Origin of the sequence: Streptomyces sp. NPDC052299, assembly GCF_040679335.1 — a bacterium.
Lineage (GTDB): Bacteria > Actinomycetota > Actinomycetes > Streptomycetales > Streptomycetaceae > Streptomyces.
Map to the genome: position 1 here is coordinate 24,311 of NZ_JBFAUP010000002.1, position 26,135 is coordinate 50,445.

22 protein-coding genes are annotated in these 26,135 nt (G+C 72.5%); 15 read left to right on the forward strand and 7 right to left on the reverse strand.

The window, feature by feature from the left end; all coding sequences use genetic code 11:
• Nucleotides 1-47 precede the first annotated feature (47 nt).
• The 3 genes from AB0L33_RS03325 (at nucleotide 48) to AB0L33_RS03335 (ending at nucleotide 4,173) form a co-directional block, all read left to right on the forward strand.
• Nucleotides 48-1,112 (forward strand): Lrp/AsnC family transcriptional regulator, encoded by a 1,065-nt coding sequence (locus AB0L33_RS03325; protein WP_365677416.1) that lies wholly within the window; start codon nucleotides 48-50, stop codon nucleotides 1,110-1,112.
• 95 nt (nucleotides 1,113-1,207) lie between these two features.
• Nucleotides 1,208-2,143, forward strand: a complete 936-nt coding sequence (locus AB0L33_RS03330) for an oxygenase MpaB family protein (RefSeq protein ID WP_365677417.1) — start codon at nucleotides 1,208-1,210, stop codon at nucleotides 2,141-2,143.
• Nucleotides 2,125-4,173, forward strand: a complete 2,049-nt coding sequence (locus AB0L33_RS03335; protein ID WP_365677418.1) for a tetratricopeptide repeat protein — start codon at nucleotides 2,125-2,127, stop codon at nucleotides 4,171-4,173. Before AB0L33_RS03330 ends, AB0L33_RS03335 begins: the two co-directional genes overlap by 19 nt.
• A gap of 61 nt (nucleotides 4,174-4,234) precedes the next feature.
• Here AB0L33_RS03335 and AB0L33_RS03340 read toward each other — a convergent pair whose 3' ends face one another.
• Complete coding sequence (locus tag AB0L33_RS03340) at nucleotides 4,235-6,064, reverse strand: serine hydrolase (protein ID WP_365677419.1); 1,830 nt, start codon at nucleotides 6,062-6,064, stop codon at nucleotides 4,235-4,237.
• Between the two features lie 176 nt (nucleotides 6,065-6,240).
• Between AB0L33_RS03340 and AB0L33_RS03345 the strand changes: the two genes are divergently transcribed.
• Complete coding sequence (locus AB0L33_RS03345) at nucleotides 6,241-7,740, forward strand: acyl-CoA synthetase (RefSeq protein WP_365677420.1); 1,500 nt, start codon at nucleotides 6,241-6,243, stop codon at nucleotides 7,738-7,740.
• 21 nt (nucleotides 7,741-7,761) lie between these two features.
• On the opposite strand, the gene AB0L33_RS03350 is transcribed toward AB0L33_RS03345, so the two are convergent.
• Complete coding sequence (locus tag AB0L33_RS03350; RefSeq protein ID WP_365677421.1) at nucleotides 7,762-8,538, reverse strand: SAM-dependent methyltransferase; 777 nt, start codon at nucleotides 8,536-8,538, stop codon at nucleotides 7,762-7,764.
• Between the two features lie 99 nt (nucleotides 8,539-8,637).
• Nucleotides 8,638-9,933 carry a phenylacetate--CoA ligase PaaK gene (gene paaK, locus AB0L33_RS03355; RefSeq protein WP_365677422.1) on the reverse strand — a complete coding sequence of 432 codons (1,296 nt, stop codon included), beginning with the start codon at nucleotides 9,931-9,933 and terminating at the stop codon, nucleotides 8,638-8,640.
• 182 nt (nucleotides 9,934-10,115) lie between these two features.
• Here paaK and AB0L33_RS03360 point away from each other — a divergent pair, with 182 nt between their 5' ends.
• The gene (locus AB0L33_RS03360) at nucleotides 10,116-11,636 is read left to right on the forward strand and encodes an alpha/beta hydrolase (RefSeq protein WP_365677423.1); all 1,521 of its coding nucleotides are present in this window, start codon (nucleotides 10,116-10,118) and stop codon (nucleotides 11,634-11,636) included.
• 19 nt (nucleotides 11,637-11,655) lie between these two features.
• Here AB0L33_RS03360 and AB0L33_RS03365 read toward each other — a convergent pair whose 3' ends face one another.
• Nucleotides 11,656-13,284 carry an FAD-dependent monooxygenase gene (locus AB0L33_RS03365; RefSeq protein WP_365677424.1) on the reverse strand — a complete coding sequence of 543 codons (1,629 nt, stop codon included), beginning with the start codon at nucleotides 13,282-13,284 and terminating at the stop codon, nucleotides 11,656-11,658.
• A gap of 199 nt (nucleotides 13,285-13,483) precedes the next feature.
• Between AB0L33_RS03365 and AB0L33_RS03370 the strand changes: the two genes are divergently transcribed.
• The 7 genes from AB0L33_RS03370 (at nucleotide 13,484) to AB0L33_RS03400 (ending at nucleotide 18,749) form a co-directional block, all read left to right on the forward strand.
• Nucleotides 13,484-14,605, forward strand: coding sequence for a SchA/CurD-like domain-containing protein (locus AB0L33_RS03370; RefSeq protein WP_365677425.1), 1,122 nt, complete (start codon nucleotides 13,484-13,486; stop codon nucleotides 14,603-14,605).
• Nucleotides 14,606-14,680: 75 nt separating this feature from the next.
• A complete protein-coding gene (locus AB0L33_RS03375; RefSeq protein WP_361030151.1) occupies nucleotides 14,681-15,115 on the forward strand; it encodes a cupin domain-containing protein in 435 nt (144 codons plus the stop codon).
• Nucleotides 15,112-16,371, forward strand: a complete 1,260-nt coding sequence (locus tag AB0L33_RS03380) for a beta-ketoacyl-[acyl-carrier-protein] synthase family protein (protein WP_365677426.1) — start codon at nucleotides 15,112-15,114, stop codon at nucleotides 16,369-16,371. The genes AB0L33_RS03375 and AB0L33_RS03380 overlap by 4 nt, the downstream gene beginning before the upstream one ends.
• Nucleotides 16,371-17,609, forward strand: a complete 1,239-nt coding sequence (locus AB0L33_RS03385; protein WP_365677427.1) for a beta-ketoacyl synthase N-terminal-like domain-containing protein — start codon at nucleotides 16,371-16,373, stop codon at nucleotides 17,607-17,609. The genes AB0L33_RS03380 and AB0L33_RS03385 overlap by 1 nt, the downstream gene beginning before the upstream one ends.
• Nucleotides 17,610-17,657: 48 nt before the next feature.
• Entirely contained in the window at nucleotides 17,658-17,915 is a 258-nt protein-coding gene (locus AB0L33_RS03390; protein ID WP_365677428.1) for an acyl carrier protein, read from the forward strand.
• 1 nt (nucleotide 17,916) lies between these two features.
• On the forward strand, nucleotides 17,917-18,396 hold the full coding sequence (locus tag AB0L33_RS03395; protein ID WP_365677429.1) for an SRPBCC family protein: 480 nt from the start codon (nucleotides 17,917-17,919) through the stop codon (nucleotides 18,394-18,396).
• A gap of 20 nt (nucleotides 18,397-18,416) precedes the next feature.
• Nucleotides 18,417-18,749 (forward strand): TcmI family type II polyketide cyclase, encoded by a 333-nt coding sequence (locus AB0L33_RS03400; protein ID WP_018524503.1) that lies wholly within the window; start codon nucleotides 18,417-18,419, stop codon nucleotides 18,747-18,749.
• Nucleotides 18,750-18,817: 68 nt separating this feature from the next.
• Here the strand turns inward: AB0L33_RS03400 and AB0L33_RS03405 are convergent, their stop codons facing one another.
• Nucleotides 18,818-19,879 carry a methyltransferase gene (locus AB0L33_RS03405; RefSeq protein ID WP_365677431.1) on the reverse strand — a complete coding sequence of 354 codons (1,062 nt, stop codon included), beginning with the start codon at nucleotides 19,877-19,879 and terminating at the stop codon, nucleotides 18,818-18,820.
• A 35-nt stretch (nucleotides 19,880-19,914) separates the two neighbouring features.
• The gene (locus AB0L33_RS03410) at nucleotides 19,915-20,988 is read right to left on the reverse strand and encodes a right-handed parallel beta-helix repeat-containing protein (RefSeq protein WP_365677432.1); all 1,074 of its coding nucleotides are present in this window, start codon (nucleotides 20,986-20,988) and stop codon (nucleotides 19,915-19,917) included.
• Nucleotides 20,989-21,096: 108 nt separating this feature from the next.
• Here AB0L33_RS03410 and AB0L33_RS03415 point away from each other — a divergent pair, with 108 nt between their 5' ends.
• Both AB0L33_RS03415 and AB0L33_RS03420 read left to right on the forward strand, forming a co-directional pair.
• Complete coding sequence (locus tag AB0L33_RS03415; protein WP_365677433.1) at nucleotides 21,097-21,504, forward strand: ACT domain-containing protein; 408 nt, start codon at nucleotides 21,097-21,099, stop codon at nucleotides 21,502-21,504.
• 113 nt (nucleotides 21,505-21,617) lie between these two features.
• Nucleotides 21,618-22,118: a hypothetical protein gene (locus AB0L33_RS03420; RefSeq protein ID WP_026171499.1), complete on the forward strand. Its 501-nt coding sequence runs from the start codon at nucleotides 21,618-21,620 to the stop codon at nucleotides 22,116-22,118.
• A 56-nt stretch (nucleotides 22,119-22,174) separates the two neighbouring features.
• On the opposite strand, the gene AB0L33_RS03425 is transcribed toward AB0L33_RS03420, so the two are convergent.
• Nucleotides 22,175-24,388, reverse strand: coding sequence for a terpene synthase family protein (locus AB0L33_RS03425; RefSeq protein ID WP_365677434.1), 2,214 nt, complete (start codon nucleotides 24,386-24,388; stop codon nucleotides 22,175-22,177).
• A gap of 348 nt (nucleotides 24,389-24,736) precedes the next feature.
• On the opposite strand from AB0L33_RS03425, the gene AB0L33_RS03430 reads away from it, so the two are divergent.
• A complete protein-coding gene (locus AB0L33_RS03430) occupies nucleotides 24,737-26,068 on the forward strand; it encodes a peptidoglycan recognition family protein (protein WP_365677435.1) in 1,332 nt (443 codons plus the stop codon).
• Nucleotides 26,069-26,135 lie beyond the last annotated feature (67 nt).

Genomic DNA, 26,135 nt, shown 5'->3' on the forward strand with positions numbered 1-26,135 from the left:
ATTCAGACAGATCATCTGCAGGAAACGGTCACCGGGAGGGCGGCCCCGTGCTGGACGAACTCGATCTGCTCCTCGTCACCGCGCTCCAGATCGCGCCGCGTGCGGACTGGCGGACCATCGGGGACGTGCTCGACATCGACGCCTCGACGGTCGCGCGGCGCTGGGCCCGGTTGACCCAGGCAGGCCACGCCTGGATCGGCGTGCACCCCTCGGTCGCGGCGAGCGGCCCGCACACCTGGACCCTCGTCGCCTTCATCGAGGTCGACTGCGTCTCCGGGCGGCTGCACGAAGTGGCCGGACACATCGCCGACGACCCGCACGTGTTCAATCTGGAGCACGTCAGCGGCAGCCGGGACCTCCTGGTCACCGCGGTCTTCACGGACCACGCCCAGCTCGCCCGGTACGTCGGCTTCCGCCTCGGCGCCCTCGACGGCGTCGCGGCCTCCCGCACCCAGGTCGCCACCACCCTGCACACCGAGGGCAGCCGCTGGCGGCTCGACCGCCTCACCGAGGAGCAGCGCCGCAGGCTCGCCCCGCCCGCCCCGAACCGGCAGCCCACCCACACCGTTCCCGAGCGCGACCTCGAACTCGTCCGCGTTCTCGGCGAGGACCCGCGCAGGCCCGTCGCCCACATCGCCGAACGCACCGGGCTCAGCCCCACGACCGTCCGCCGCCGCCTCGACCGGCTGGACGCCGACCGGGCGCTCGCCTACCGCTGCGAGGTGGCGCGGTCGCTCTCCGGCTGGCCGGTCTCGGTCTCGTACTGGGCGGCGGTGCCGCAGAGCCGGGCGCCCCAGCTCGCGAAGAGCATCAGCCAGATCCGCGAGATCCGGCTCTGCGCCTCGCTGACCGGTCCGCACAACCTGCTCCTGGCCGCGTGGCTGCGCTCGGTGGACGACATCGGCGCCTTCGAGTCCCGGCTCACCGCCCGCCACCCCGAACTGACCGTCGCCGACCGGGCGCTCACCCTCTGGCCGATGAAACTCGCCGGTCACCTCCTCGACCCGCAGGGCCGCCATCTGCGAGCCGTCCCCCTGGCCAGCTGGGAGGGCACGCACTCCGACACCGCGGAGGCGGCCCTCCTGGACCGCCTCCGGACACCGCCGGCCTGACGAGCGCCGAGGGGTGCCCGTCGCACCCGTCCCCGGCCACACTGGGGGAGTCGGGCGACTCCGCGTCGGACGCCCCGAGCGGGAGGGACACGCGCATGACGGAAGCCGACCCGGGGCTCTTCGGCCCCTCATCGGTCACCTGGCAGCTGCACGGTGACCCGATGATGTGGATCGCCGGGGTGCGGGCCCTCTACCTCCAGGCGCTCCACCCCCTCGCCGTGCGCGGCGTGATGCAGAACTCCGACTTCCGCGAGGACGCCTGGGGCCGGCTCATGCGCACGGCCGGCTTCGTCGGCACGATCACGTACGGCACCACCGAGGCCGCCGAGAAGGCGGGCGCCCGGGTCCGGAAGATCCACGCCCGTCTGAAGGTCACCGACCCGGAGACCGGGCGCGTCCACGGCGTGGACGATCCCGAGCTGCTGCTGTGGGTGCACTGCGCCGAAGCCGACTCCTACCTCCAGGTCCTGCGCCGCTCCGGCTACCCGCTCACCGCCCGGCAGGCCGACCAGTACATCGCCGAGCACCGGCACGGCGCCCGGCTCGTCGGCCTGGACCCCGCGGACGTGCCCGCGACGACCGCCGAGCTGGCCGGCTACTTCGCCCGCACGCGGCCCCGGCTCGCCCGGACCCCGGAGGCACTGGACGTCGACGGCTTCCTGCGCCGCCCGCCCGTGCCGCCGCTCCTCGTCCCCGCACGCGACCTGCTGTGGCGGCGGGTCGCCACCCTCGCCTACCAGTCGCTGCCGCCGTTCGCCCATGAGCTGTACGGGAGGACGGCGCCGCCGCCCGCCGCCGTGGACCGGCGGCTCCGCGCCGCCGGGGTGCTCCTCCGCGCCGTTCCGGCACGGCTGCGCTGGCGGCTTCCGCCCGGTCACATCATGAACGCGATGGCGCGGCTCGGACCCGGCAGCCGCCCCACCCCATACACACTGAAGAGGCAGGCAGCCATACTGGACGGACCTGGGAGGGTGCGGCGACAGCGGGCTGAACGACGGGGGCGGCAACAGGGATGGCGGAAACCAGGCTGATCCAGAGCCGGTACCGGCTGCTCGACCTGATCGGTCGCGGCGGGATGGGCGAGGTGTGGCGCGCCCGCGACGAAGCGCTGGGCCGCCAGGTCGCCGTCAAATGCCTGAAGCCCATGAGCGCCCAGCACGACGAGGACTACACCCGCATCGTCCGCGAACGCTTCCGCCGGGAGGCCCGGGTCGCCGCCGCCCTCCAGCACCGGGGCGTCACCGTCGTCCACGACTTCGGCGAGTACGAGGGCGTGCTCTACCTCGTGATGGAGCTGCTGGACGGCCGCAACCTCAGCCAGCTCCTGGAGGACAACGAGCAGCACCCGCTGCCGGTGGACGACATCGTGGACATCGCCGAGCAGGTCGCCGACGCCCTCGGCTACACCCACCAACAGGGCATCGTCCACCGCGACCTCAAGCCCGCCAACATCATGCGGCTCTCCGACGGCACGGTGAAGATCTGCGACTTCGGGATCGCCCGGCCGGGCCACGGCATCCCGGTGACCTCCCGGCTCACCGGCGTGGGCATCGCCATGGGCACCCCGCACTACATGTCGCCGGAGCAGATCAGCGGCGGCCAGGTCGACCACCGCAGCGACCTCTACTCGCTGGGCTGTGTGCTGTACGAGATCGCCACCGGCGCCCCGCCCTTCGACCTGGAGGACTCCTGGGGCATCCTCGTCGGCCACCGCGACACCCCGCCCGAACCGCTGCGCTCCCACCGCGCCGAACTCCCCGGGTTCTTCGACCGGGTCGTCCTCGACCTGCTCGCCAAGACCCCCGAGGAGCGCCCGGCCGACGCACACGACCTGCGCCGCCGCATCGCCGTCGGCCGCACCGGCGAGCAGCCCTCCCTCGGCCCGGCCGGCGAAGCGCCGCCCGCCCCGGTCACCCTCTCCGGCCGGACCCCCGCCGCGCCGCTGCCCGCCTGGGCGCGCTCGATGACCGGCGGCCACAAGGCGACGGGCACCGCGCACCCCGCGGTCCCGCCCGACCACTCGGCGGGCCTCACCCTCGCCTGGACCACCGGAACCGCCCCGCCCGGCACCCGGGAGGTCCTGAGCCCCGGCACCACCCGCAAGGGCCGCGCCGAGAACGCGCTGCGCGAGTTCGGCCGCATCGCCGAGGACCGCGCCCTCGCCCTCGGCCCCGAGCACAGCGAAACGCTCGCCGCCCGGCAGCAGATGGCGTACGCGCTCGGCCGCCTCGGCCGGCACACCGAGGCCCACGAACTGCACACCGCCGTGCTCGTGTCGCGGGAGCGCGCGCTGGGCCCCGACCACCCCGACACCCTGCGCTGCCGTCACAACCTGGCCTTCAGCCTCAGCAGACTGGGGCGCCTGGAGGACGCGTACCACCTGGCCCGCGACGTGGCCGCCGCCCGCGCCCGGGTGCTGGGGCCCGACCATCCGGACACCCTGGTCACGCTCTACGAGGTCGGTTACACGCTCGGCCGGATCGGCCGGTGGACGGAGGCCCTGCACACATACCGCCAGGTCGCCGAGGCACGGACCCGGCTGCTCGGCTCCGACCATCCGGACACCCTCGCCACCCGCTACGAGGTCGGCATCAGCCTGGGCCGCCTCGGCCGCAGCGCGGACGCCCTGGAGCTGTACCGCGCGCTCGTCGCCGACCGCACCCGGGTCAACGGCCCCACCGACCCGGAGACCCTGCGCGCCCGCCACGGACTGGGCGTGAACCTCGGCCGGCTGGCCCGCTGGGACGAGGCCCTGGCCGAGGCGCGGATGGTGTGCGGGGCCCGGGAACACGTCCTGGGCCCCGATCACCCCGACACCCTCGTCAGCCGCCGCGAGGTCGCCGTCGCCCTCGGCTGGCTGGGGCGCTGGACGGACGCGCTCGCGCTGTACCGGCAGGTCGCCGACGCCCGGACCCGGCTGCTGGGACCCGCCCACCCGGACACGCTCGCCGGCCGCGACGACGAGGCGCACTGCCTCGAACAGCTGGGCCGCGCCCGGGAGGCCGCCGACCTCTACCGCGAGGTGGCGGCCCTCCGGCAGCACGGCCACGCTGCGTCCTGACGGGGCCACGGGCGCCGCGGCGGGACGGCCGGGCCCGCCCCGCCGCGCGTCCCGGGGCGGGTCAGTCGGCCGACGCCGTCCAGCCGGTCGCCTCGATCCGTCCGGCGTCCGACGGCCGTCCCTCGTCGAAGACCGTGCGGCCGCCGTCCTCGACCTTGATGGCGTCCACGTACACGCCCCGGCCCACGTACAGCTGGTCCGTCGTGTAGCGCCACCTGAGCAGGACCCCGGCGCCGCGCACCCCGGCGAGACCGGCGTCCAGCCGGTGCCAGACCCGGCCCGACCAGCCGGACAGCGAGCCGTCCGGGTGGTCCTCGGGCCGGGAGCGCCCGCCCTGCCCGGTCGGCGTCGTGGTGAACGGGACGGGCCGCCAGGTGGCACCGGCGTCCGTCGAAGCCTCCAGGCGCAGGAAGTCCGAAGCGGGCTCGGTGTCCCACCACAGCGCGCAGCTCAGCCGGGCCCGCGAGGAGGCGAGCGACAGGGCGGGGAGCGCCAGGGTGGCCGTGGACGCGCTCGCCATGCCGGAGAACCAGGCCGTACGGCCCCGGGCCGGGCGGACGGCGACGGCCCTGGCCATCTGGTTGGCGGTGGCCACCCGCGGGGCGCTGCCGGACCGCCAGCTGCGCACCGGGTGAACGGAGTTGCCCAGCACGATCAGGAAGGAGTCCGTGGTCGGGTCCAGGACCAGGCTGGTGCCGGTGAAGCCGGTGTGCCCGGCCGTCCGGGGCGTGGCCATGGCCCCCATGTACCAGTGCTGGTAGAGCTCGAAGCCCAGACCGTGCTCGTCCCCGGGGAACGCCGTGTTGAAGTCGGTGAACAGCAGGTCGACCGACTCCTCCGAGAGGATGCGGGCCCGCCCGTAGACCCCGCCGTTGAGCAGGGTGCGGGCCAGGACCGCGAGGTCCCAGGCGCAGGAGAACACCCCGGCGTGCCCGGCGACCCCGTCCAGGCTGAACGCGTTCTCGTCGTGCACCTCGCCCCAGACCAGACCGCGGTCGAGCCCCGACCAGGGGAGCCGGGCGTCCTCGGTCGCGGCGATCTTCGGCTTCCAGGAGGCGGGCGGGTTGTACCGGGTGCGCCGCATCCCGAGCGGTCCGGTGATCCGCTCGCGCAGCAGGACGTCCAGGGTCCGCCCGGTCAGCTTCTCCAGGACGAGCTGCAGCGAGATCAGGTTCAGGTCGGAGTAGAGGTAGACCGTGCCGGGCGGGTTGGCCGGGACCTCCTTCCACAGCAGCTCCAGCTTCCCCTCCCGGGTCGGCGCGCTGTAGAGCGGAATCCAGGCGGTGAACCCCGAGGTGTGGGTGAGCAGCTGACGGATCGTGATGTCCTGTTTGCCGCCGCCCGCGAACTCCGGGAGATAGGAGGCGACCGTCGCCTCCAGCTCCAGCGTGCCGCGCTCGATCTGCTGCACGGCCAGGATCGAGGTGAACAGCTTCGAGACCGACGCCAGGTCGAAGACCGTGTCCTCGGCCATCGCGATCTGCTGGTCAGCGGGGAACTCCACCCCGGTGTCCGTCTTCTCGTCGTACGCGGAGTAGCGCACGGCCTTGCCGATCGGGTGGTGCAGCGCCACCGTCCCGCCCCGCCCCGCGAGCAGCACCGCGCCCGCGTACCACGGGTGCTTCGGCGAGGCGGCCAGATAGCGCTCCGCCTCGGTGACCAGCTGGTCGAGCGGTTCCTGCAACAGCCCGGCGCGGGCGGCCGGTCCGCGCCGCAGCGTCGGCTTCGCGCCCCTGCCCGCGTGCATCTGTGACGACCCCGTCCCCGGCTCCGTGGCGGACGCCGTGCCCGCGAACGGGATCGGCGCCAGGGCGAGTGCCCCGCCCAGGGCCAGCATCCCACCGCCGAGCTTCCGCCGGCTGATCTCCCCGGCCGCCGTGTCCTCCGTCATGCACAACCCCTTCTCGCTGCCTGAAAGTAACTTTCGAAATATCTTCCGAGTGTGAAACTTCCTGCCGAGCAGAGAGTACTGTCAGGCTCCGCCGTGCCGTAGGGGTGGGAGCGGGAAAGAATCTGATGTCGCGTCAGGCCCTTGACCGCGGCGTCCCGGCCGCCCAGGATCACGCCATGAACGGTGTACGCAGCAGCACAGTCGACGGCGTCCTGACCCGCAGCGCACGGCGCACCCCCGCACGGACCGCCCTGCGCTACGCCGGCCGGGCCTGGACCTACCGCGAGCTGGACGAGGCCGTCACCACCGCGGCCGCGGCCCTCACCGAGGGCCACGCCTTGCGCCCGGGCGACCGGGTCGCCGCCTACGCCCACAACTCGGACGCGTACCTGATCGCCTTCCTCGCCTGCGCCCGGGCCGGGCTCGTGCACGTGCCCGTCAACCAGAACCTCACGGGCGACGACCTGGCGTACATCCTGCGCCAGTCGGCCAGCTCACTGGTCCTCACCGACCCGGCCCTCGCGGACCGCGTCCCCGAGGGCTTCGCCGTACGGGCGCTGCGCGACGACGAGGGGTCGCTGCTGGCCGAGCTGGGCACCCCGCGCCCGTTCACGCCCGTACGCGAACCGGCCGCCGACGACCTCGTGCAACTGCTCTACACCTCCGGGACCACCGCGCTCCCCAAGGGCGCGATGATGACGCACGGCGCCCTCGTCCACGAGTACGTCAGCGCGATCACCGCGCTCGGCCTGCGCGCGGAGGACCGGCCGGTCCACGCGCTGCCGCTCTACCACTCGGCGCAGATGCACGTGTTCCTGCTGCCCTACCTCGCGGTGGGCGCCGAGAACACGGTCCTGGACGCACCGGACGCGGACCGGATCTTCGACCTGGTCGAGTCGGGGCGGGCCGACAGCCTCTTCGCCCCGCCCACCGTCTGGATCGGCCTCGCCAACCACCCCGACTTCGCCGCCCGCGACCTCGGCGGCCTGCGCAAGGCCTACTACGGGGCGTCGATCATGCCCGTCCCCGTGCTGGAACGCCTCCGCGACCGGCTGCCCGGGCTGGCCTTCCACAACTGCTTCGGGCAGAGCGAGATCGGCCCGCTGGCCCTCGTGCTCGGACCGGACGAGCACGAGGGCCGGATGGACTCCTGCGGCAGGCCCGTCCTCTTCGTCGAGGCCCGGATCGTGGACGAGCACGGCAAGGAGGTCCCCGATGGCACCGCCGGCGAGGTGGTCTACCGCTCGCCGCAGCTGTGCACCGGCTACTGGGACAAGCCGGAGGAGAGCGCGGAGGCGTTCCGCGACGGCTGGTTCCACTCCGGCGACCTCGCCGTCCGGGACGCGGACGGCTACTTCACGGTGGTCGACCGGGTGAAGGACGTCATCAACTCCGGCGGCGTCCTCGTCGCCTCCCGGCAGGTCGAGGACGCCCTCTACACCCACCCCGCCGTCGCCGAGACCGCCGTCGTCGGGCTGCCCGACGAGCGCTGGATCGAGGCCGTCACCGCCGTCGTCGTCCTGAAGGGCGAGGCCACCGAGGACGAGCTGATCGCCCACGCCCGCGAACGGCTCGCCCACTTCAAGGCGCCGAAGCGTGTCGTGTTCACGGACGCCCTCCCGCGCAACGCCAGCGGCAAGATCCTCAAGCGGGAACTGCGCGACCGCCTCGCCTGACGGCGTCCGGGCCGCGCGTGCCTACCCGCGCACGCGGCCGACCCCCGCGTAGATGGTGTCGGGGATCTGCCCGTGTTCCGGTGCGGGCACCCCGTGCCAGCGCGGGGCGGCCACCAGACCGGGTGCGACCAGGTCGAGCCCGTCGAAGAAGCGGGCCACCTCCGCACCGCTGCGGGGCTGCAGCGTGATGCCGCTCGACCGGTAGCGCGCCAGGGCCTCCTGGTGCCCGGCCAGGAAGTCCACCGTGAAGTGGGAGAGCACCAGGCAGCTTCCGGCGGGCAACGCGTCGACCAGCGTGCGGGTGACGCCGTACGGGTCGTCCTCGTCCGACAGGAAGTGCATCAGGGCGATCATCGAAAGCGCCACGGGCCGATCGAAGTCCAGCACCGTACGGGCGTGTTCGAGGATCTTCTCCGGCGACCGCACATCGGCTTCCAGATAGTCGGTGACGCCCTCCGGCGTGCTGACGAGCAGCGCCTCCGCGTGCCGCAGGACGATCGGGTCGTTGTCCGTGTAGACGATCCGGGCCGCCGGGTTGATCTCCTGGACGATCTGATGGAGATTCGGCCGGGTCGGGATGCCGGTCCCGATGTCGAGGAACTGGTCGATGCCCTCCCGCGCCGCCCAGTCGGCCGCCCGGTGCATGAAGGCCCGGTTCTGCGCGACCCCCACCTTCGCCGGCTCCGGCATCTGCTCGCCGAGCTCCTGGTCGACGGGGTAGTGGTCCTTGCCGCCCAGGAGGTAGTCGTAGACGCGGGCCGGATGCGGCCTGCTGGTGTCGACCGGGCCTGCTGTCATGATCTGCTCCCCACCCCTCGGCCGGAGAACACGAGTCCCTCCGGCGGACAATCGCTCACGCGGGTTCATCCTGCCACAGCAACCCCAAGACGCAGCAGGTCAGTTGGGTGCCGACCCGCGCTCGTCCACGATCCGCCGGAACTTGCCCACCGAGCGCTCCAGCGTCTCCGGATCCAGGATCTCGACGCCCACCGACACTCCGATCCCCTCCTTGACCGCCGCCGCGACCGAGGCGGCGGCCGCCGACCGCTGCTCCGGCGTCGCACCGGTCCTCGCCTCGGCACGCACCGTCAGCACGTCGAGCCGGCCCTCCCGGGTCAGCCGCAGCTGGAAGTGCGGCGACACCCCGGGGGTGCGGAGCACGATCTCCTCGATCTGCGTCGGGAAGAGGTTCACCCCGCGCAGGATCACCAGGTCGTCGCTGCGCCCGGTGACCTTCTCCATCCGCCGGAACACCCTGGCCGTGCCGGGCAGCAGCCGGGTCAGGTCCCGCGTCCGGTAACGGACGACCGGCATCGCCTCCTTGGTCAGCGAGGTGAACACCAGCTCGCCCCGCTCCCCGTCGGGCAGCACCTCGCCGGATACCGGGTCGACCACCTCCGGATAGAAGTGGTCCTCCCAGATGTGCAGCCCGTCCTTCGTCTCCGCGCACTCCTGGGCCACTCCCGGCCCCATCACCTCGGACAGGCCGTAGATGTCGACCGCGTCGATCGCGAACCGCTCCTCGATCTCCCGCCGCATCTCCTCCGTCCACGGTTCCGCCCCGAAGATCCCCGCCTTCAGAGAGGTCGTACGCGGATCGATGCCCCGCCGCTCGAACTCGTCCAGGATGGTCAGCATGTACGACGGCGTCACCATGATGACGTCGGGCCTGAAGTCCTGGATCAGCTGGACCTGGCGTCCCGTCATGCCCCCGGACGCCGGAATCACCGTGCAGCCCAGCCGCTCCGCCCCGTAGTGCGCCCCGAGGCCGCCGGTGAACAGCCCGTAGCCGTACGCCACATGGATCTTGTGGCCCGGCCGCCCGCCCGCCGCCCGGATGGAACGGGCGACCACGTCGGCCCAGGTCTCCAGGTCCTTCGCGGTGTAGCCGACGACGGTCGGACGGCCCGTCGTCCCGCTGGAGGCGTGGACCCGGCGCACCTGGTCCTCGGGGACCGCGAACATCCCGAACGGGTAGTTGTCCCGCAGATCCGCCTTGGTGGTGAAGGGGAAGCGGGCGAGGTCGGCGAGCGAGCGGCAGTCCTCCGGCTTCAGTCCCGCCCGGTCGAACGCGTCCCGGTAGTGCGCCACGTTCTCGTAGGCGTGGCGCAGGGTGGCCCGCAGCCGTTCGAGCTGAAGCGCCGCCAGCTCGGTGCGGCTCATCCGTTCCGCCGTGTCCAGCAGAGCCGTCATGTCGGGCCTCCCTCGTCCGTGCGCGCCGAGCGGGCGACCGATCATTCGGTCGCTGTCTCCGGGAGCAGTAATTCAGGATCTTGCGCCCCCTGGCAAGAGGGGGGACGCATCCGGCCCGGACGGCGAATACGCCCGTACCGAACACGGCTGCGTCACCCGGACGGCCCTGTTTGGATGGGGGCATGCCGACCTTCCACACGTACGACGGAACCGAGCTCGCCTATCACCTCGTGGGGGAGGGGACCCCGCTGATCTGCCTGCCCGGCGGTGCCATGCGGGCGAGCGCCTACCTCGGCACCCTCGGCGGCCTCGCGTACCGCCGGCAGCTGGTCCTCCTCGACCTCCGGGGCACCGGCGGATCGGCCGCCCCCGAGGACCCCGCCACCTACCGCTGCGACCGGCAGACCGAGGACGTCGAGGCCCTGCGCGCCCACCTCGGCCTCGACCGCGTCGACCTCCTCGCCCACTCCGCGGCCGGTGAACTCGCCGCGCTCTACGCCGCCCGCCATCCGGACCGGCTGCGCAACCTGGTCCTCGTCACCCCCACCACCCGGGCCGTCGGCCTCCCCGCCCCGGTGCGCGAGTCCCGCGAGGCGGCGGCACTGCGTGCCTCGGAACCGTGGTACGAGGACGCGCTCGCCGCCCTGGAAGAGGTCTGGGCCGGCCGGATGACCGACGAACTGCGGGCCAGGACAAGGCCGTTCTCGTACGCCCGCTGGGACGCCGCCGCCCAGGAGCACGGCGCGGCGTCGCCCGCGCAGATCAACGCCGAGGCAGCTGCGTGGTACGCCGGGGATGGCGCCTTCGACCCGGCCGCGACGGTCCCCGTCCTGCGCACACTGGCGGCTCCGGTCCTCGTCCTGGCGGGGGAGTACGACACCATCACCACGCCCGACCGGGCCGCCGGACTGGCCGCCCTCTTCCCGCACGCGGAGTTCGCCGTGCAGCGCGGGGCCGCGCACTTCCCGTGGATCGACGACGCGGGGGCGTTCGCCCGGACCGTCGAGGCGTTCCTCGATCCGGGGGTGCACAGCGTCCGGGCCGGCGGGACGCGGCTCGCGTACCGGGCGTGGGGCGACCCGGCCGCCCCGCCGGTCGTCCTGGCCCACGGCCGGTGCGGCAACAGCGACGACTGGGCGGACGTCGCAGCCCGACTGGCCACCACGCACCGGGTGTACGCCTTCGACTTCCGGGGCCACGGGCTCAGCGACTGGCCCGGCCGCTACAGCTTCGAGCTGTTCCGCGACGACCTGCACGGCTTCCTGGAGGCCCGCAATCTCGCCGGCGCCACCGTGGTCGGGCACTCCATGGGCGGGGCCGCCGCCTGTCTGCTCGCCGAGCGGCACCCCGGGCTGATCGGCCGCCTGGTCCTCGAGGAGGCGCCCCCGCTCATCCCGCTCGACCCGCCCCGCCCCGTGCCCCAACGCCCCGACGAAAAGCTGGACTTCGACTGGCCGCTCGTCCCCGCCATCGACGCCCAGCTCAACGACCCGGACCCGGCCGGCCGCGAACTCCTGGGCGACATCACCGCCCCCACCCTCGTCATCGGTGGCGGCCCCAGCAGCCAGATCGCCCAGGAGGACCTGGCCCGGATGGCCCACGCCATCCCCGGCGCCGAGTTCGTCACCATCGACGCGGGCCACCTCGTACACACCGAACGACCGGAGGAATTCGTCGCCGCCCTCCGGTCGTTCGGCATCTGATCACCTGGCTGACGAACCGTCAGTCACGGTGCAGCAGCGTCACCAGGACGTCGTGCAGCGTCGCCTCGGCGTCCGCGGACCCCGACTCCGTACGCCAGGCGACGAAGCCGTCGGGGCGCACCAGGACCGCGCCGTCCCGGCCCGTCCCGTGCGCCTCGGCCCAGTCCACCCCGTCGTCCGGCTCCAGCTCGGCGCCCGGACCGATGCCGAACGCGTCGAGCCGGACCCCGAGCCGGTCGGCCACCCGGGCCGCGGCCCGCCGCCACACCGGGTCCGCGCCGTCCGTCAGCAGCACGAACGAGCGCTCGTACAGATCCAGGGTCGAGATCCGCTCCCCGGCCCGGCGCACCCAGAGGTGGGGCGCCCTGCTGCCCGGTTCGCCCGTCAGTCGCATCCCCTCCGGGACCACCGGCGCGTCCGGCGCCACACCCAGCACCGCACCCGCCGTGTAGCGGTAGCCCAGCGCCACGTTCAGCATCCCGCCCCGCTTCCCGCCTCCCACCGAGGGCGGGGGAGCGTAGCCGGGGTGGCTGTGCTCCTCGGACCGGGCCGACGCCCGCTCACTCGTCGCCCGGGCCACCGGCAGCCGCTCCTGCCCGTACGTCTCCAACAGCCCGCGGCCCGCCTCGCCCCGCAGCACCGCGGCCAGCTTCCACGCCAGGTTGTGCGCGTCCTGGATGCCGGTGTTGGAGCCGAAAGCCCCGGTCGGCGACATCTCGTGCGCCGAGTCACCGGCCAGGAACACCCGCCCCCGGGCGTACCGCTCGGCCACCCGCTCCGCCGCGTGCCACGGCGCCTTGCCGGTGATCTCCACGTCGATGTCCGGCGCGCCGACGGCGGTACGGATGTGGCGGACGCACCGCTCGTCCGTGAAGTCCTCCAGCGTCTCGCCCCGTTCCGGCTGCCACGGGGCGTGGAACACCCACTCGCGCTCGTTGTCCACCGGCAGCAGCGCGCCCTCAGCCTGCGGGTTCGTCAGGTAGCACACGATGAAGCGCCGCTCGCCCAGCACCTCCGCCAGCCCGCGCGACCGGAAGGTGATGCTCACGTTGTGGAACAGGTCGCCGGTCCCCGACCGGCCGATGCGCAGCTGCTCGCGGACCGGGCTGCGCGGCCCGTCCGCCGCGATCAGGTAGTCCGCCCGCACCGTCGTGTGCTCGCCGGTCTCCCGGTTCTTCAGAGCCGCCGTGACCCCCGAGGCATCCGGGTCGAACGACATCAGCTCCGTGGAGAAGCGCAGGTCGCCGCCCTGCTCCCGGGCCCGCTCCAGCAGGACCGGCTCCAGGTCGTTCTGGCTGCACAGGCACCAGCCCGTCGGGCTGAACCGGGCCAGCGCCCCGCCCGGGTCGATCTCCTTGAACAGCCACTCCTGGTCCTCACCGGTCAGCGAGCCCGCCTGGAGGATGCCGTGGTTGTCCGCCAGCACCGAAGCGGCCGCCCGGATCTCCTGCTCGACACCCGCACGGCGGAACACCTCCATCGTGCGGACGTTGTTGCCGCGGCCGCGCGGATGGGTCGACGTGCCGGCGTGCTTCTCGACCAGCAGGTGCTCGACGCCGAGCCGGCCGAGGAAAAGGGACGCGGACAGACCCACCAGCGAACCGCCCACGATGAGGACCGGTACATGGAGGTCGACGTTCTCGTTCATCAGTTGCTCCAGCTCCGACGCCGTACAGATGCTCTGTCCATGCCCGGGCCGGAGCGGGGTCGGAGCCCTTCGGACGCGTGCTCACCTGAACGGTTCATAAATCTCGCGTCGGGCGGACCAGCGTTTCACGATCGGTCACGGAGACGGCCGGGTCTCCCCGCACAGCTGCTCTCCCCCCACCGTCGAAGGAGTTCGCCAGATGACCACCACCCTTTCGGAACGGATCTCACAGTCCGCCTTCGACGGATCCCGGCTGCGCGTCGTGCTGCTGCTGGACCTGCACGAGGGCGCCCAGAAGCAGTTCCTGGAGGCGTACGAGCACATGCGCAACCAGGTCGCGTCCATCCCGGGGCACATCAGCGACCAGCTGTGCCAGTCCATCGAGAACCCCTCCCAGTGGCTGATCACCAGCGAGTGGGAGAGCGCCCCGCCCTTCCTCGCCTGGGTGAACAGCGAGGAGCACGTCGCCACCGTGCAGCCCCTGCACAGCTGCGTACGCGACACCCGGTCGCTGCGGTTCAGCGTGCTGCGCGAGACCGGCAAGGGCTTCGAGGCCGTCCCCGAACCGGTCAAGGGGGGCCTCCAGACGTCCCCGCGCCTCGGTGACGGCGTCGTGCGCCACGCGCTCACCTTCACCGTGAAGCCCGGCACCGAGGACATCGTCGCGGGGCTCCTCGCCGACTACGAGTCGCCCCGCTCCCGCGTGGACGACCACACCCGGCTGCGCCGCACCTCGCTCTTCATGCACGGCAACCGCGTCGTGCGCGCCGTCGAGGTCGAGGGCGACCTGATGGCCGCGCTGCGGCACGTCTCCCGCCAGCCCGAGATCCGCGCCGTCGAGGAGGCCATCAACCCCTACCTCGAACAGGACCGGGACCTCGCCGACCCCGACTCCGCCCGGATGTTCTTCACCCGCGCGGCCCTGCCCACCGTGCACCACGTCTCGGCCGGCCGCCACGCCCCCGAGAACCTGCGCCGGCACGCCGTGTTCTACCAGGCCAAGGAGGGCTGCGGCATGGCCCTGGCCCGCCTGCTGGCCGGCCACGACGAGGAGGCCGCCGACGACACCGGCAGCCCCATCGACAGCAGCACCATCTTCCAGCGCGACGACGTCGTCGTACGCCTCCTGGAAGCCGACGGCCCGCTCGACGCACAGCCCGCCCAGGCCCTCGGCATCCACGGCCCCGGCAAGGCGGCCCGTCTGGCCCGCCTCCTCGACGGCGAGGCGAACACCGTCCCCGCCACCGACGAGGACGCCGCGCGCTTCCTCGCCCGGTCCGAGATGCGGCTGATCACCGACCGGCGCGCCGCGGATTCCTGAACCGCGCTCCGGCACCCGGGCCCTCGCCCGACCCGTCACCACCACGCGCCCTGCGCCCCAGGAGGAGAAGCAGAGATGACCACCCACCGGCCACGCATCGTGGACCTCAGTGAGACCCAGCCCAACACCAGGCGCGGAGGCGACCTGCGCGCCATGCTCACCCCCACCGCGGTGGGCGCCACCAGCGGCTTCATGGGCCTCGCCCTCGTCGACCCCGGCGACCGCATCGGCGAGCACTACCACCCGTACTCCGAGGAGTTCGTGTACGTCGTGCAGGGGCACCTGGAGGTCGACCTGGACGGGGAGACGCACACCATGCGCCCCGACCAGGGCCTGCTCATCCCACCGCACGTGCGCCACCGCTTCCGCAACGTCGGCGACACCGAGGCCCGCATGGTCTTCCACCTCGGCCCGCTCGCACCCCGCCCCGAACTCGGCCACGTCGACACCGAGGTGACCGAGACCGCCGAGCGGGGTGCCCCGCCAGAACGAACCGAGGCCGCCTCATGACGCGGCGTGTGGCGGTCACCGGAGTCGGCGTCGTGGCCCCCGGCGGCATCGGGGCCCCGGCCTTCTGGGACCTGCTCTCCAACGGCCGCACCGCGACCCGGGGCATCACCCTCTTCGACCCGGCGGGCTTCCGCTCCCGGATCGCCGCCGAGTGCGACTTCGACCCGGCCGCGCACGGGCTGGACGACGAGGACACCGCACGCGCGGACCGCTATGTGCAGTTCGCGATGGTCGCCGCCCGCGAGGCGCTGGCCGACGCCGGGCTGGACCCGGAGCGCACCGACCCCTGGCGGATGGGCGTCTCCCTCGGCACCGCGGTCGGCGGAACCACGCGCCTCGAGCACGACTACGTCGCCGTCAGCGAGAAGGGCGCCCGCTGGGACGTCGACCACCGCCGGGCGGGCGCCCATCTGGAACGCGCCTTCTCGCCCAGCTCGCTGGCCTCCGCCGTCGCCGAGCAGGTCGGCGCCCACGGCCCCGTGCAGACCGTCTCCACCGGCTGCACCTCGGGCCTGGACGCCATCGGCTACGCCTTCCACTCCATCGAGGAGGGCAGGGTCGACGTCTGCATAGCCGGTGCGTCGGACTCGCCGATCACCCCGATCACCGTGGCCTGCTTCGACGCCATCAAGGCGACCTCCCCCAACAACGACGACGCGGAACACGCCTCCCGTCCCTTCGACGCACGCCGCGACGGCTTCGTCATGGGCGAGGGCGGAGCCGTACTCGTCCTGGAGGAACTGGAACACGCCCGGGCCCGCGGGGCGACGGTGTACTGCGAGATCGCCGGCTACGCCACCTTCGGCAACGCCTACCACATGACCGGGCTCACCCCCGAGGGCCTGGAGATGGCCGAGGCCATCAACCGCGCACTCGGCCACGCCCGGATCTCCCCGCAGGACATCGACTACGTCAACGCGCACGGCTCGGGCACCAAGCAGAACGACCGGCACGAGACCGCCGCCGTCAAACGGGCCCTCGGCGCACACGCCCACAAGGTGCCGATGAGCTCCATCAAGTCGATGGTGGGCCACTCCCTCGGCGCGATCGGGGCGATCGAGATCGCGGCCTGCGTCCTGGCCCTGGTCAACCAGACGGTGCCGCCGACGGCCAACTACGAGTCCCCGGACCCGGAGTGCGACCTCGACTACGTGCCGCGCACCGCCCGCCCCCTGAAGCTGCGCAGCGTCCTCTCGGTCGGCAGCGGCTTCGGCGGCTTCCAGTCCGCGGTGGCCCTGACCCGAGGGAGGACATGATGAGCACCGGAAAGGCCCGGCGCACCGTTGTCACCGGCATCGGCGTCGTCGCCCCCAACGGCACCAGCACCGAAGCCTTCTGGAAGCGCACCCAGGAAGGCATGAGCGTCCTGGACCGGGTCACCCGCGAAGGGTGCGAGCAGCTGCCGCTGCGCGTCGCCGGCGAGGTCCGCGGCTTCGACCCGGTCGCGCTCATCGAGGAGCGCTACCTCGTCCAGACCGACCGGTTCACGCACTTCGCGATGGCCGCCGCCGACATGGCGCTGGACGACGCCCGGCTCGGCCGCGCCGACTACGAGGACCGGCCGTTCGGCGTCGGCGTGGTCACCGCGGCCGGCTCCGGCGGCGGCGAGTTCGGCCAGCGCGAACTGCAGCGGCTGTGGGGCCAGGGCTCCACGTACGTCGGCCCCTACCAGTCGATCGCCTGGTTCTACGCGGCGAGCACCGGCCAGATCTCCATCCGCGGCGGCTTCAAGGGCCCCTGCGCGGTGGTGGCCAGCGACGAGGCGGGCGGCCTCGACGCGCTCGCGCACGCCGACCGCTCCGTGCGGCGCGGCACCGACGCGGTCGTGGTCGGCGCCGCGGAGGCCCCGCTCGCGCCGTACTCCGTGGTCTGCCAGCTCGGCTACCGCGACCTGAGCGCGGCAGAGGACCCGACGCGCGCCTACCGCCCCTTCACCTCGGACGCCTGCGGCTTCGTGCCCGCCGAGGGCGGCGCGATGTTCGTGGTCGAGGAGGAGGAGTCGGCCCGCGAGCGCGGTGCCCGGGTCCGGGCGGAGATCGCGGGCCACGCCGCCACCTTCACCACGGCCGCCCACTGGGAGGAGTCCCGCGAGGGCCTCGCCCACGCCATCGAGGGCGCGCTGCGGGAGGCCGGCTGCGCCCCCGACGAGGTCGACGTCGTCTTCGCGGACGCGCTCGGCTCGCCGGCCGCCGACCGGGCCGAGGCGCTGGCGCTGGCCGACGCGCTCGGCCCGCACAGCCGGCGCGTCCCCGTGACCGCCCCCAAGACCGGCATCGGCCGGGCCTACTGCGGGGGTCCGGTCCTGGACGCCGCCGCCGCCGTCCTCGCCATGGAGAACGGCCTCGTCCCGCCCACGCCCAACGTCTTCGAGGTCTGCCACGACCTCGATGTCGTCACCGAACGGGCCCGCCCCGCCGAACTGCGCACCGCCCTCGTGCTCAGCCGCGGCCTCATGGGCTCGAACGCGGCCCTGGTGCTCCGGCGCCCCGCGTGAGCCCGTCCACCCCTCGCGTCCACCCCTCGTGAGAAGGAGAAGTCCCTCATGACCGAACGACTGACGTACGAAGAACTCGCCGCCCTGATGAAGAAGGGCGCCGGCCTCTCCGTCGACCCCAAGGAGATGGAGAACCGCTCCGACGCCGCCTTCGACGAGTACGGCCTCGACTCCCTCGGGCTGCTCGGCATCGTCGGCGTACTCGAGAACCGGCACGGGCGGCCGCTGCCCGCCGACGCGGACCGGTGCAAGACGCCCCGCGAGTTCCTCGACCTCGTCAACAACAGCCTCATGACAGGAGCCTGACGTGTCCGGACACACCGAGAACGAGATCGTCATCGCCGCCCCCCTGGACCTCGTCTGGGACATGACCAACGACCTGGAGAACTGGCCGCAGCTCTTCAGCGAGTACGCGGCCGTCGAGGTCCTGGAACGGGACGGCGAGCGCACCACCTTCCGCCTCACCATGCACCCCGACGAGAACGGCAAGGTGTGGAGCTGGGTATCGGAGCGCACCACCGACCGCCCCGGCCGCACCGTGCGGGCCCGCCGCGTCGAGCCCGGACCGTTCCAGCACATGGACATCCGGTGGGAGTACGCCGAGGTCCCCGGCGGCACTCGCATGCACTGGCAGCAGGACTTCGCGATGCGCCCCGACGCGCCGGTGGACGACGCCTGGATGACGGACAACATCAACCGGAACTCCAAGGTCCAGATGGCGCTGATCCGGGACAAGATCGAGCAGCGCGACCGCGAGCGCCGCTCCGCCACCGTCCCGGCCAACTGACCGGCAGAAGGGCACCACCCATGCACCACGCACTGATCGTCGCCCGGATGGCGCCGGGGTCCGCCCCGGACATCGCGGAACTGTTCGCCGCGTCCGACAACAGCGAACTGCCGCACCTGGTCGGCGTCACCCGCCGCAAGCTCTTCCAGTTCGGCGACGTCTACCTGCACATGATCGAGTCCGAGCGCCCGCCCGGCCCGGAGATCGCCAAGGTGACGGAGCACCCGGAGTTCCGGGCCATCAGCGAACGGCTCACCGCCTTCGTCAGCCCGTACGACCCCGAGACCTGGCGCGGGCCCAAGGACGCCATGGCCCAGGAGTTCTACCGCTGGGAGCGCGGCGCCACCGCGTGAGCGACGCCAACCGCCCCGGTCCCCCTCCGCGGAGGGGGACCGGGGCGGTTTTCGCGCACGCCCGGAGGTCAGCCGGGCACCACGCACTCGAAGGCGTGCAGATACGGATTGACCGGCCGGACGCCCTCGATCCGCAGCCCCGCCTCGGAGAGCCGGTCCACCAGACTCTGCCGGGTGTGCTTGGCGCCGCCCACGTTCAGGAGCAGCAGCAGGTCCATGGCGGTCGTGAACCGCATGGACGGGGTGTCGTCCACCAGGTTCTCGATCACGACGACCCGGGCACCGGGACGCGCCACCCGGACGACGGCGGCGAGCGCCCGGCGGGTGGACTCGTCGTCCCACTCCAGGATGTTCTTGATGATGTACAGGTCGGCGGCGACCGGAATGCCCTCCCGGCAGTCCCCGGCCACGATGGACGCCCGCCCGGCCAGCGCGCCGCCGTCGCGCAGCCGCTCGTCGGCCCGGGCGATCACCCCCGGCAGGTCCATCAGGGTGCCGCTCACCGACGGGTGCTTCTCCAGCAGGCTCGCCAGCACGTGCCCCTGACCGCCGCCGATGTCGGCCACCGAGGACACACCGGTGAGGTCGAGCAGGGCCGCGACGTCCAGCGCCGACTGCACGCTGGAGGTGGTCATCGCCGCGTTGAACACCTGCGCCGACTCGTGGGCGTCCTGGTGGAGGTAGTCGAAGAACTCCTTCCCGAACACGTCCTCGAAGACGTTGCCGCCGGAGCGCACCGCGTCCTCGAGACGGGGCCAGACCTCCCAGGTCCAGGGCTCGGTGCACCACAGCGAGATCGCCCGCAGACTGTCCGGGGCCTCCTCCCGCAGCAGCCGGGACATGTCGGTGTGCGCGAAGGTGCCGTCGGCGTTCTCCGTGAAGACGCCGTAGCAGGCCAGTGCCCGCAGCAGCCGCCGCAGCGGCCCGGGCTCGCACCCCACCGCCTCGGCCAGCCGCTCCGCGGTCTCGGGGGTGTCCCCGAGCGCGTCGGCGACACCCAGCCGGGCGGCGGCCCGCACGGCGGCGGAGCGGGCCGCGCCGAACACGAGCTCGCGCAGCCGCATCGCCGGCTGCGGGGTGGGAAGGGGCTGGACGGGAGTGGTGCCGGGGGTGGTGCTCACGGTGGTCATGCCGTCTCGCTTCTCCTCGTGCGGGGGGTCACCGGTCAGCACATCCCGGCCGGTGCGGAGGTCGTGCAGACATTGCCGGTGAACCGGTTGCCCGTACCGGTGTCGCGGTTCGCCAGGTCCGCGGGCTGATTGCCGAGGACGACGTTGCCGCTGACGGTGTTGTCGGTGTTCTTCGCGCCCACGAAGCTCTTGAACAGCACGACACCGCCCGACAGCGGGGTCGCGCCCACGTTGTCGCGGATCACGTTGTTCCGCACCTCGGTGGACGCGGTGCCGGTCAGCACGATCCCGGAACCCTGGATCGCGGGCAGCCGGTCGGTGGCGGCGCAGAACTTGTTGTTCCCGGTGATCCGGTTGGAGCGGACCGACATGGCACCCGCCTGCGGGGTGCCCTCGTCGCCCACGACGAACACCCCGCTGCAGTTCGCGGTGAAGGTGTTGTCGCGCACCGACAGGTTGCGCACCCGCCGCGCGGTGAACCCGATCCGGTTGCCGGTCAGGGTGTTGCCCCGGACCCGGGTGCCGCCGGTGTCGGTGGCACCGCCCTCCTCGTCGACGCTGTTCGCGACGAAGACGCCCGCGTCCCCGTTGGAGCGGGCGGTGCTGTCCCGGATGTCGGAGCGGGTGGACCGCTGCTGCGCGATGCCCCAGACACCGTTGGCGTCGGCGGTCACCGAGCGGACGGACAACCGGTCCGTCCACGACGCCCACAGGCCGCTGCGGGCGAAGCCGGTGACGCGCAGGGACCTGACGGTCACCCCGTCCACGGTGCCGTCCGCCGTTCCCAGGACGCAGATCCCGTTGCCCGCACCCGCGCAGTCGTCACCGGAGGCGGCCCGGCCGGCCGCGGGCATGATGACCGTGTCGTCCCCGGAGCCGCGCAGGGTCAGACCCGGTGTGCTGATCCGGACGCTCTCGCGGTAGGTCCCGGGCCGGACGACGACGGTGTCCCCGGGCCGTGCGGCGTCCACTGCCGCCTGGATGGACTGCCCCGGTGCCACCACGCGCGTACCGGCCGCGGCGGCCGGTACGGGCGGCGCGGCCGCGACCAGTCCGGCGGCCGACGCGGCTGCGATGCTCACGAGGTGTGTGATGTGTCGTTTCCTCATGAGCCGAAGCTATGGGCGATCCCGGCCCGGTGCCACGCACGGTGACCGGTTGAGCGCGGGACGTGCCCGAATGGCTCACGCCCGCACCCCCTCGCTAGCGTGGTGACCGTGACAGCCGAACGTGACCTCCGAGTCCTGCTGAGCGACCTGAGCCCCGAGCGCCGCCCCGGCCGGTACGTGTACGCCACGGTGCCCGACGGCACCCTGCCCGGCGGTGTCGCCCCCGTCGTCACGGTCCGCGAGAGCGAAGGGCTCACCCTCGTGCTCCTCGAGGCCGAGGCCGCGGCGGCCGGGCTGACGTACACCTATGTCGCGGGCTGGATCACGCTGCGGGTGCACTCGGCGCTGGAGGCGGTGGGCCTGACCGCCGCGGTGTCCCTCGCGCTGACGGATGCGGGGATCAGCTGCAACGTGGTCGCGGGCTTCCACCACGACCACCTCTTCGTGCCGTACGAGCGGGTGGACGACGCCGTCGCCGTGCTGGAACGGCTGGCCGCCGAGTCGCGCACCGGGTGAGAGGTGTGCCCACGAGGTACGTGCGTGGTGTACGGAGGTGTGCCCCCGGGCCTGGGCATATGCCGGTCCGGGCCCGGCTCTGCGAGGTGAGCTGGGACACGTAACATATGTGCATGTCCTTCCTCCGCCGCCGCAGCGCCGCCACACCCGCGGGCCCCGACTTCGACGTCCTGGCCATGGACCCCGGTGACTGGCCCGGCAACCTCGGCGCCGGTCTGCTCCCCGCACCCGACGGCAGCTGCCAGGGTGTGTTCCTCCGGTACGACCTGTTCGGCGGGCGGGGCCCCGCGATGATCATCGGCAACCTGCCGGAGGGCTCGCCCGCGCGCGAGACCGAGGAGGGGCAGGTTCCCTTCGAGGTGGCCCAGCTGCTGCTGGCGCTGGAGAACGACGAGCCGGTCGAGGTCACCGGCACCGAGGACATGCCGGTCATGCAGGGCGACAACCTCATGATCGTGCGCCGGGTGAAGCTCTCGGAGAGCCGCATCTCCTGTGTGCAGTTCGACCGCAGCGACGGTGTGCTCGTCACCATCGCCAGCTGGGACCGGCCCATCACCGACGACCTCTACGCCCTCCTCAAGCCACTGCCCGCCGAACTCTTCCAGCAGGGCTGACCACCCGCCCCGGTCACCGCGCCACGCCGCCCGGTGACCGGGGCACACCGGTGGAGCTACACCTTCACCGCCGGCGGCCGGCCGAACAGGGCCGCCACCTTCGACGCCGAAGTGCCCAGCCCTGTCGGGCCGTTGAGGTGCCACGGGGCGCCGGTGCCACGCCGCAGATCCTCCTCGCGGTACCGCCGGCAGCCCCGGTGCCAGATCAGGATGCCCGCGAGCCAGTGCTTCAGCTCCTGCACATAGCCCGCAAGGGTTTCCCTCGCCTCCGCGTCCAGGCCGAAGTCGTCGTACAGCACGGGCAGTTCGTTCTCCGCGACATGCAGGAACTGCCGCAGCCGCGACTTCATCAGGTCATAGAGGATCGCCATCCCCGTCGGGTAGTCCACCCCGAAGAAGTTCTGCACCACCAGGACCCCGTTGTGCACCTCACCCTCGTACTCGATCTCCTTCTGGTACGAGAACAGGTCGTTGAGCAGCGCCGCGTAGTCGGCCGCCGCGTTCTCCAGGGAGCGCAGCGGGCCGCTCTCGTAGATCTCCCGCGGCACCTTGCGGCCGTGCCCGATCCGGCACAGGCTCATCGTCAGGTCCGAGCCGAACGTCATGCGCCGCATCTCGACGTAGTCCACCGGGTCCGGAATCCGGTGCTGCGCCTGGTTGGCCAGCTCCCACAGCCAGCTCTCCGTCATGTCCTCGACCGACTTGCGGAAGGCGCGCCGCCCGGCGTCGTCCATCGGGCCCGCCGTACGCTCCCAGAGGTCGCCGAGCCCCCGCTCCAGCGCGTTGACCGGCTCCGGCACCGGGCTCCCGTCCAGCGGCATGAACAGCGACAGGCGCTCGTTGGCCAGCCGGGCCCCCGCCAGATCGCGCGACCGTCCGTGCACCACCGGGAACCAGTCGTCGCCGTACGTCCCCCAGGCCAGCCACCCGGAGGACAGGTCGAGCCCGTCCGGCGTCGCGTCCGGGTGGATGCCGGCCGCACACAACGGCAGGTCGATCGCCCGCAGCCGCTCCTCGTCCCAGATGTGCGAACCCGGCACCCCGGGCTGCGGCCCCAGGATGCCCATCCGGTCGGCCCAGACCACCATCCGTTCCCGGGCACCCTCCAGATGCGGGCTCAGCGTCGTGTCGAAGGGCAGATCGAAGTCGGGCAGCAACGACGGACCCACGTGCTGGAAGAGCACGTGGCTGTGGCTGCGCAGCCGGGCCGACTCGGAGCGCCGGGTGAAGCGGATCGACGCGGCGGACATCCCGAAGCCCGGCTCCGCCTCACCGGCCCCGCCGTCGTTCATGTACCGGCTGGAGCGCATGTGCCACTCATGGCCGCCGGACTGCCAGTCCTGCAACCCCTTCACATACGCCCCGACCGCGGCCGTCTGCGCCGCGTCGAGACCCCTGGCCGCGCAGAGCGGGCCCACCTCGGTCAGCGCCGTGTTCTCGAACTGCTGGAGCCTGGACGTCAGCAGGTCGTTCACCGCCTCGGCCGCCTCCTGGGTCGAGCAGCCGAGGAAACGCTCAAGGACCAGTACCCCGTTGCTGTTCTCACCCTCGTCCTCCACCTCGCGCTGGTACGAGAAGAGGTCGTTGCGCAGATGGACCCCGTCCGAGAACGCGTCGCGCAGCACCCGCAACGCCCGTTCACCGGCGACCGCCTCCGGCACCTCCGCCCCGGCCGCGTACTCCACGAGACCGGCCGACCAGGGGGCCCCGCCCACCTTGCGGCGCATCTCGATGTACTCGACGGGGTTCGCGATGCGGCCCTCGTTGATGTTGGCGAGCTCCCACAGCGACTCGTTGAGCAGGTTCCGCGTCGACTCCGCGAACCGCACCCGCCACGCGTCCGACATCGCGGGCACCGTACGCGCCCACAGATCCGCGAGCCCCGCCTCCACCGGGTTCTCCGGCTCCGGCACCGGCGCGCCGCGCTCCATCGGCATGAAGGCGGGCAGCCGGTCCAGATACCGCTTCCCGCCCTCGCGGTCCGGGGTCCGTTTGAACAGCTCCAGGAAGTGGTCGTCGAAGAAGAACACCCACACGTACCAGTCGGTGACCAGGGACAGCGCCTCCGCCGAGCAGTCGGGATGGGTGTACGCGCACAGCAGCGCGTAGTCGTGCGCGTCGAGGTCCTTCTCCTCCCAGATGCCGGACCCCTCCAGCATCCCCATGGACCGCGCCCACGCCTTCGTGTGCTGCCGGGCCTCCTCCACATGGGGGTTGAGACGCGCCGGATACGGAACATAGAAGTCCGGCAGGGTGAACGGCTGAGCCATGTGCGTCCGGCCTTTCCGAGAGCCATCGCGTGAGTCCCACGCGCATCGGTCCTGTCGGCGCCAGCACTACCCTTGGTCCGTTCGGGGCACGCACAGCCGCGATTAGTCACACCGCAGAGCGCCCGTTCGAGGGACACCCGTGCCGGTCCTGACGCGTAAAACCCTGGTAACGCGTCGGCGCCACACCCCGCCCGTTCCCCGCCCTTCGCAGGTCACAGGCCCTGTCAGTGGTCTGGTCCAGTGGCTCAACGCGCGTCCCGCCCAACACTCTTGACGCCCCTTCACCTCAGGTCACAGAGTGTGCGCGCACGTCCGCAACGGCTCCACCCGGCTCTACGAAGGGTTGTCATGACGTCCAAGCAGAGGACCAGGCTCGCACTCGCCTTCACCACCGCCGGGGCACTGAGCCTCGCGCTGCTCAGCCCGGCCGCCCAGGCCGGCGCGGACGGGGTCCGGCCCGAGTGCCCGCGCGGTCTCGCCTGCGACTGGGTCCCGGCCGCCTACCAGCAGACCGGCGACCCGGCCGACAAGGAGACGTACGGCAACTACGACACCGCCGACCGGCCGCACACCAACAAGATCAAGTTCATCGTGCTGCACGACACGGAGGAGGACTTCGACACCACGCTGAAGATCTTCCAGAACCCGCTGAAGCAGACCTCGGCCCACTACGTCGTACGCTCCGCCGACGGCCACGTCACCCAGATGGTCAAGAACAAGGACGTCGCCTGGCAGGCCGGCAACTGGTACGTCAACAGCCACTCCATCGGCATCGAACAGGAAGGCGTCGCCGTCGACGGCGCCCAGTGGTACACCCCCGAGATGTACCGCTCGACCGCCACCCTCGTGCGCTACCTGGCCGCCAAGTACGACATCCCGCTCGACCGCCAGCACATCATCGGCCACGACGGCGTCCCGCCCACCAGCGCCGCCGGAACCAAGAACATGCACTGGGACCCGGGCCCCTACTGGGACTGGAACCACTTCATGACGCTGCTCGGCAAGCCCACCGTGCCGACCGCCCGCCCCGGCAGCCAACTGGTCACCGTCAGCCCCGGCTTCGAGAAGAACAAGCAGGCGTTCCGCGACTGCGAGAAGAAGGTGGACCTGCCCGTCCAGGGCTCCAGCGCCGTCCCGCTGCACACCGCCCCCTCCGACGACGCGCCCCTCTTCTCCGACCCCGGCATCCACCCGGACGGCTCGCCCGGCACCAACTGCGCGGCCGACTGGGGCAGCAAGATCAGCGCCACCCAGCAGGCCGTCGTCGCCGACCGCGCCCCCGGCTGGACGGCCATCTGGTGGTACGGAGAGAAGGCGTGGTTCCGCACCCCCGCCCACACCCGCACCACCGTCCCCACCTCCGGCTACGTCGTCCGCCCGAAGGCCGGCAGGGCCGAGGTGCCGGTGTACGGGGTGGCCTACCCGGAGAAGTCGGAGTACCCGGCGGACTTCGCCGACAAGCGGGTCGGCGCGCCCCTCCAGTACACGATCAAGGCGGGCCAGTCCTACCCCGGCGGCGGCGAGGCGCCCACCGGCTTCTTCTACGCACCGACGATCGACGCCTCCTACCCGCTGGACCACTCGTACTTCCAGGGCAAGGAGAAGTACGTGACGGTCCAGATCGGCCACCGCGTCGCCTTCGTCAAGGCGTCCGACGTGGACATCGTGCGCGCCGGCTGACCGGCGCCCGCACACAACAGCGCGCCGCGGGCCCGGTGTGTCGGCACCGGACCCGCGGCGCGCCCCG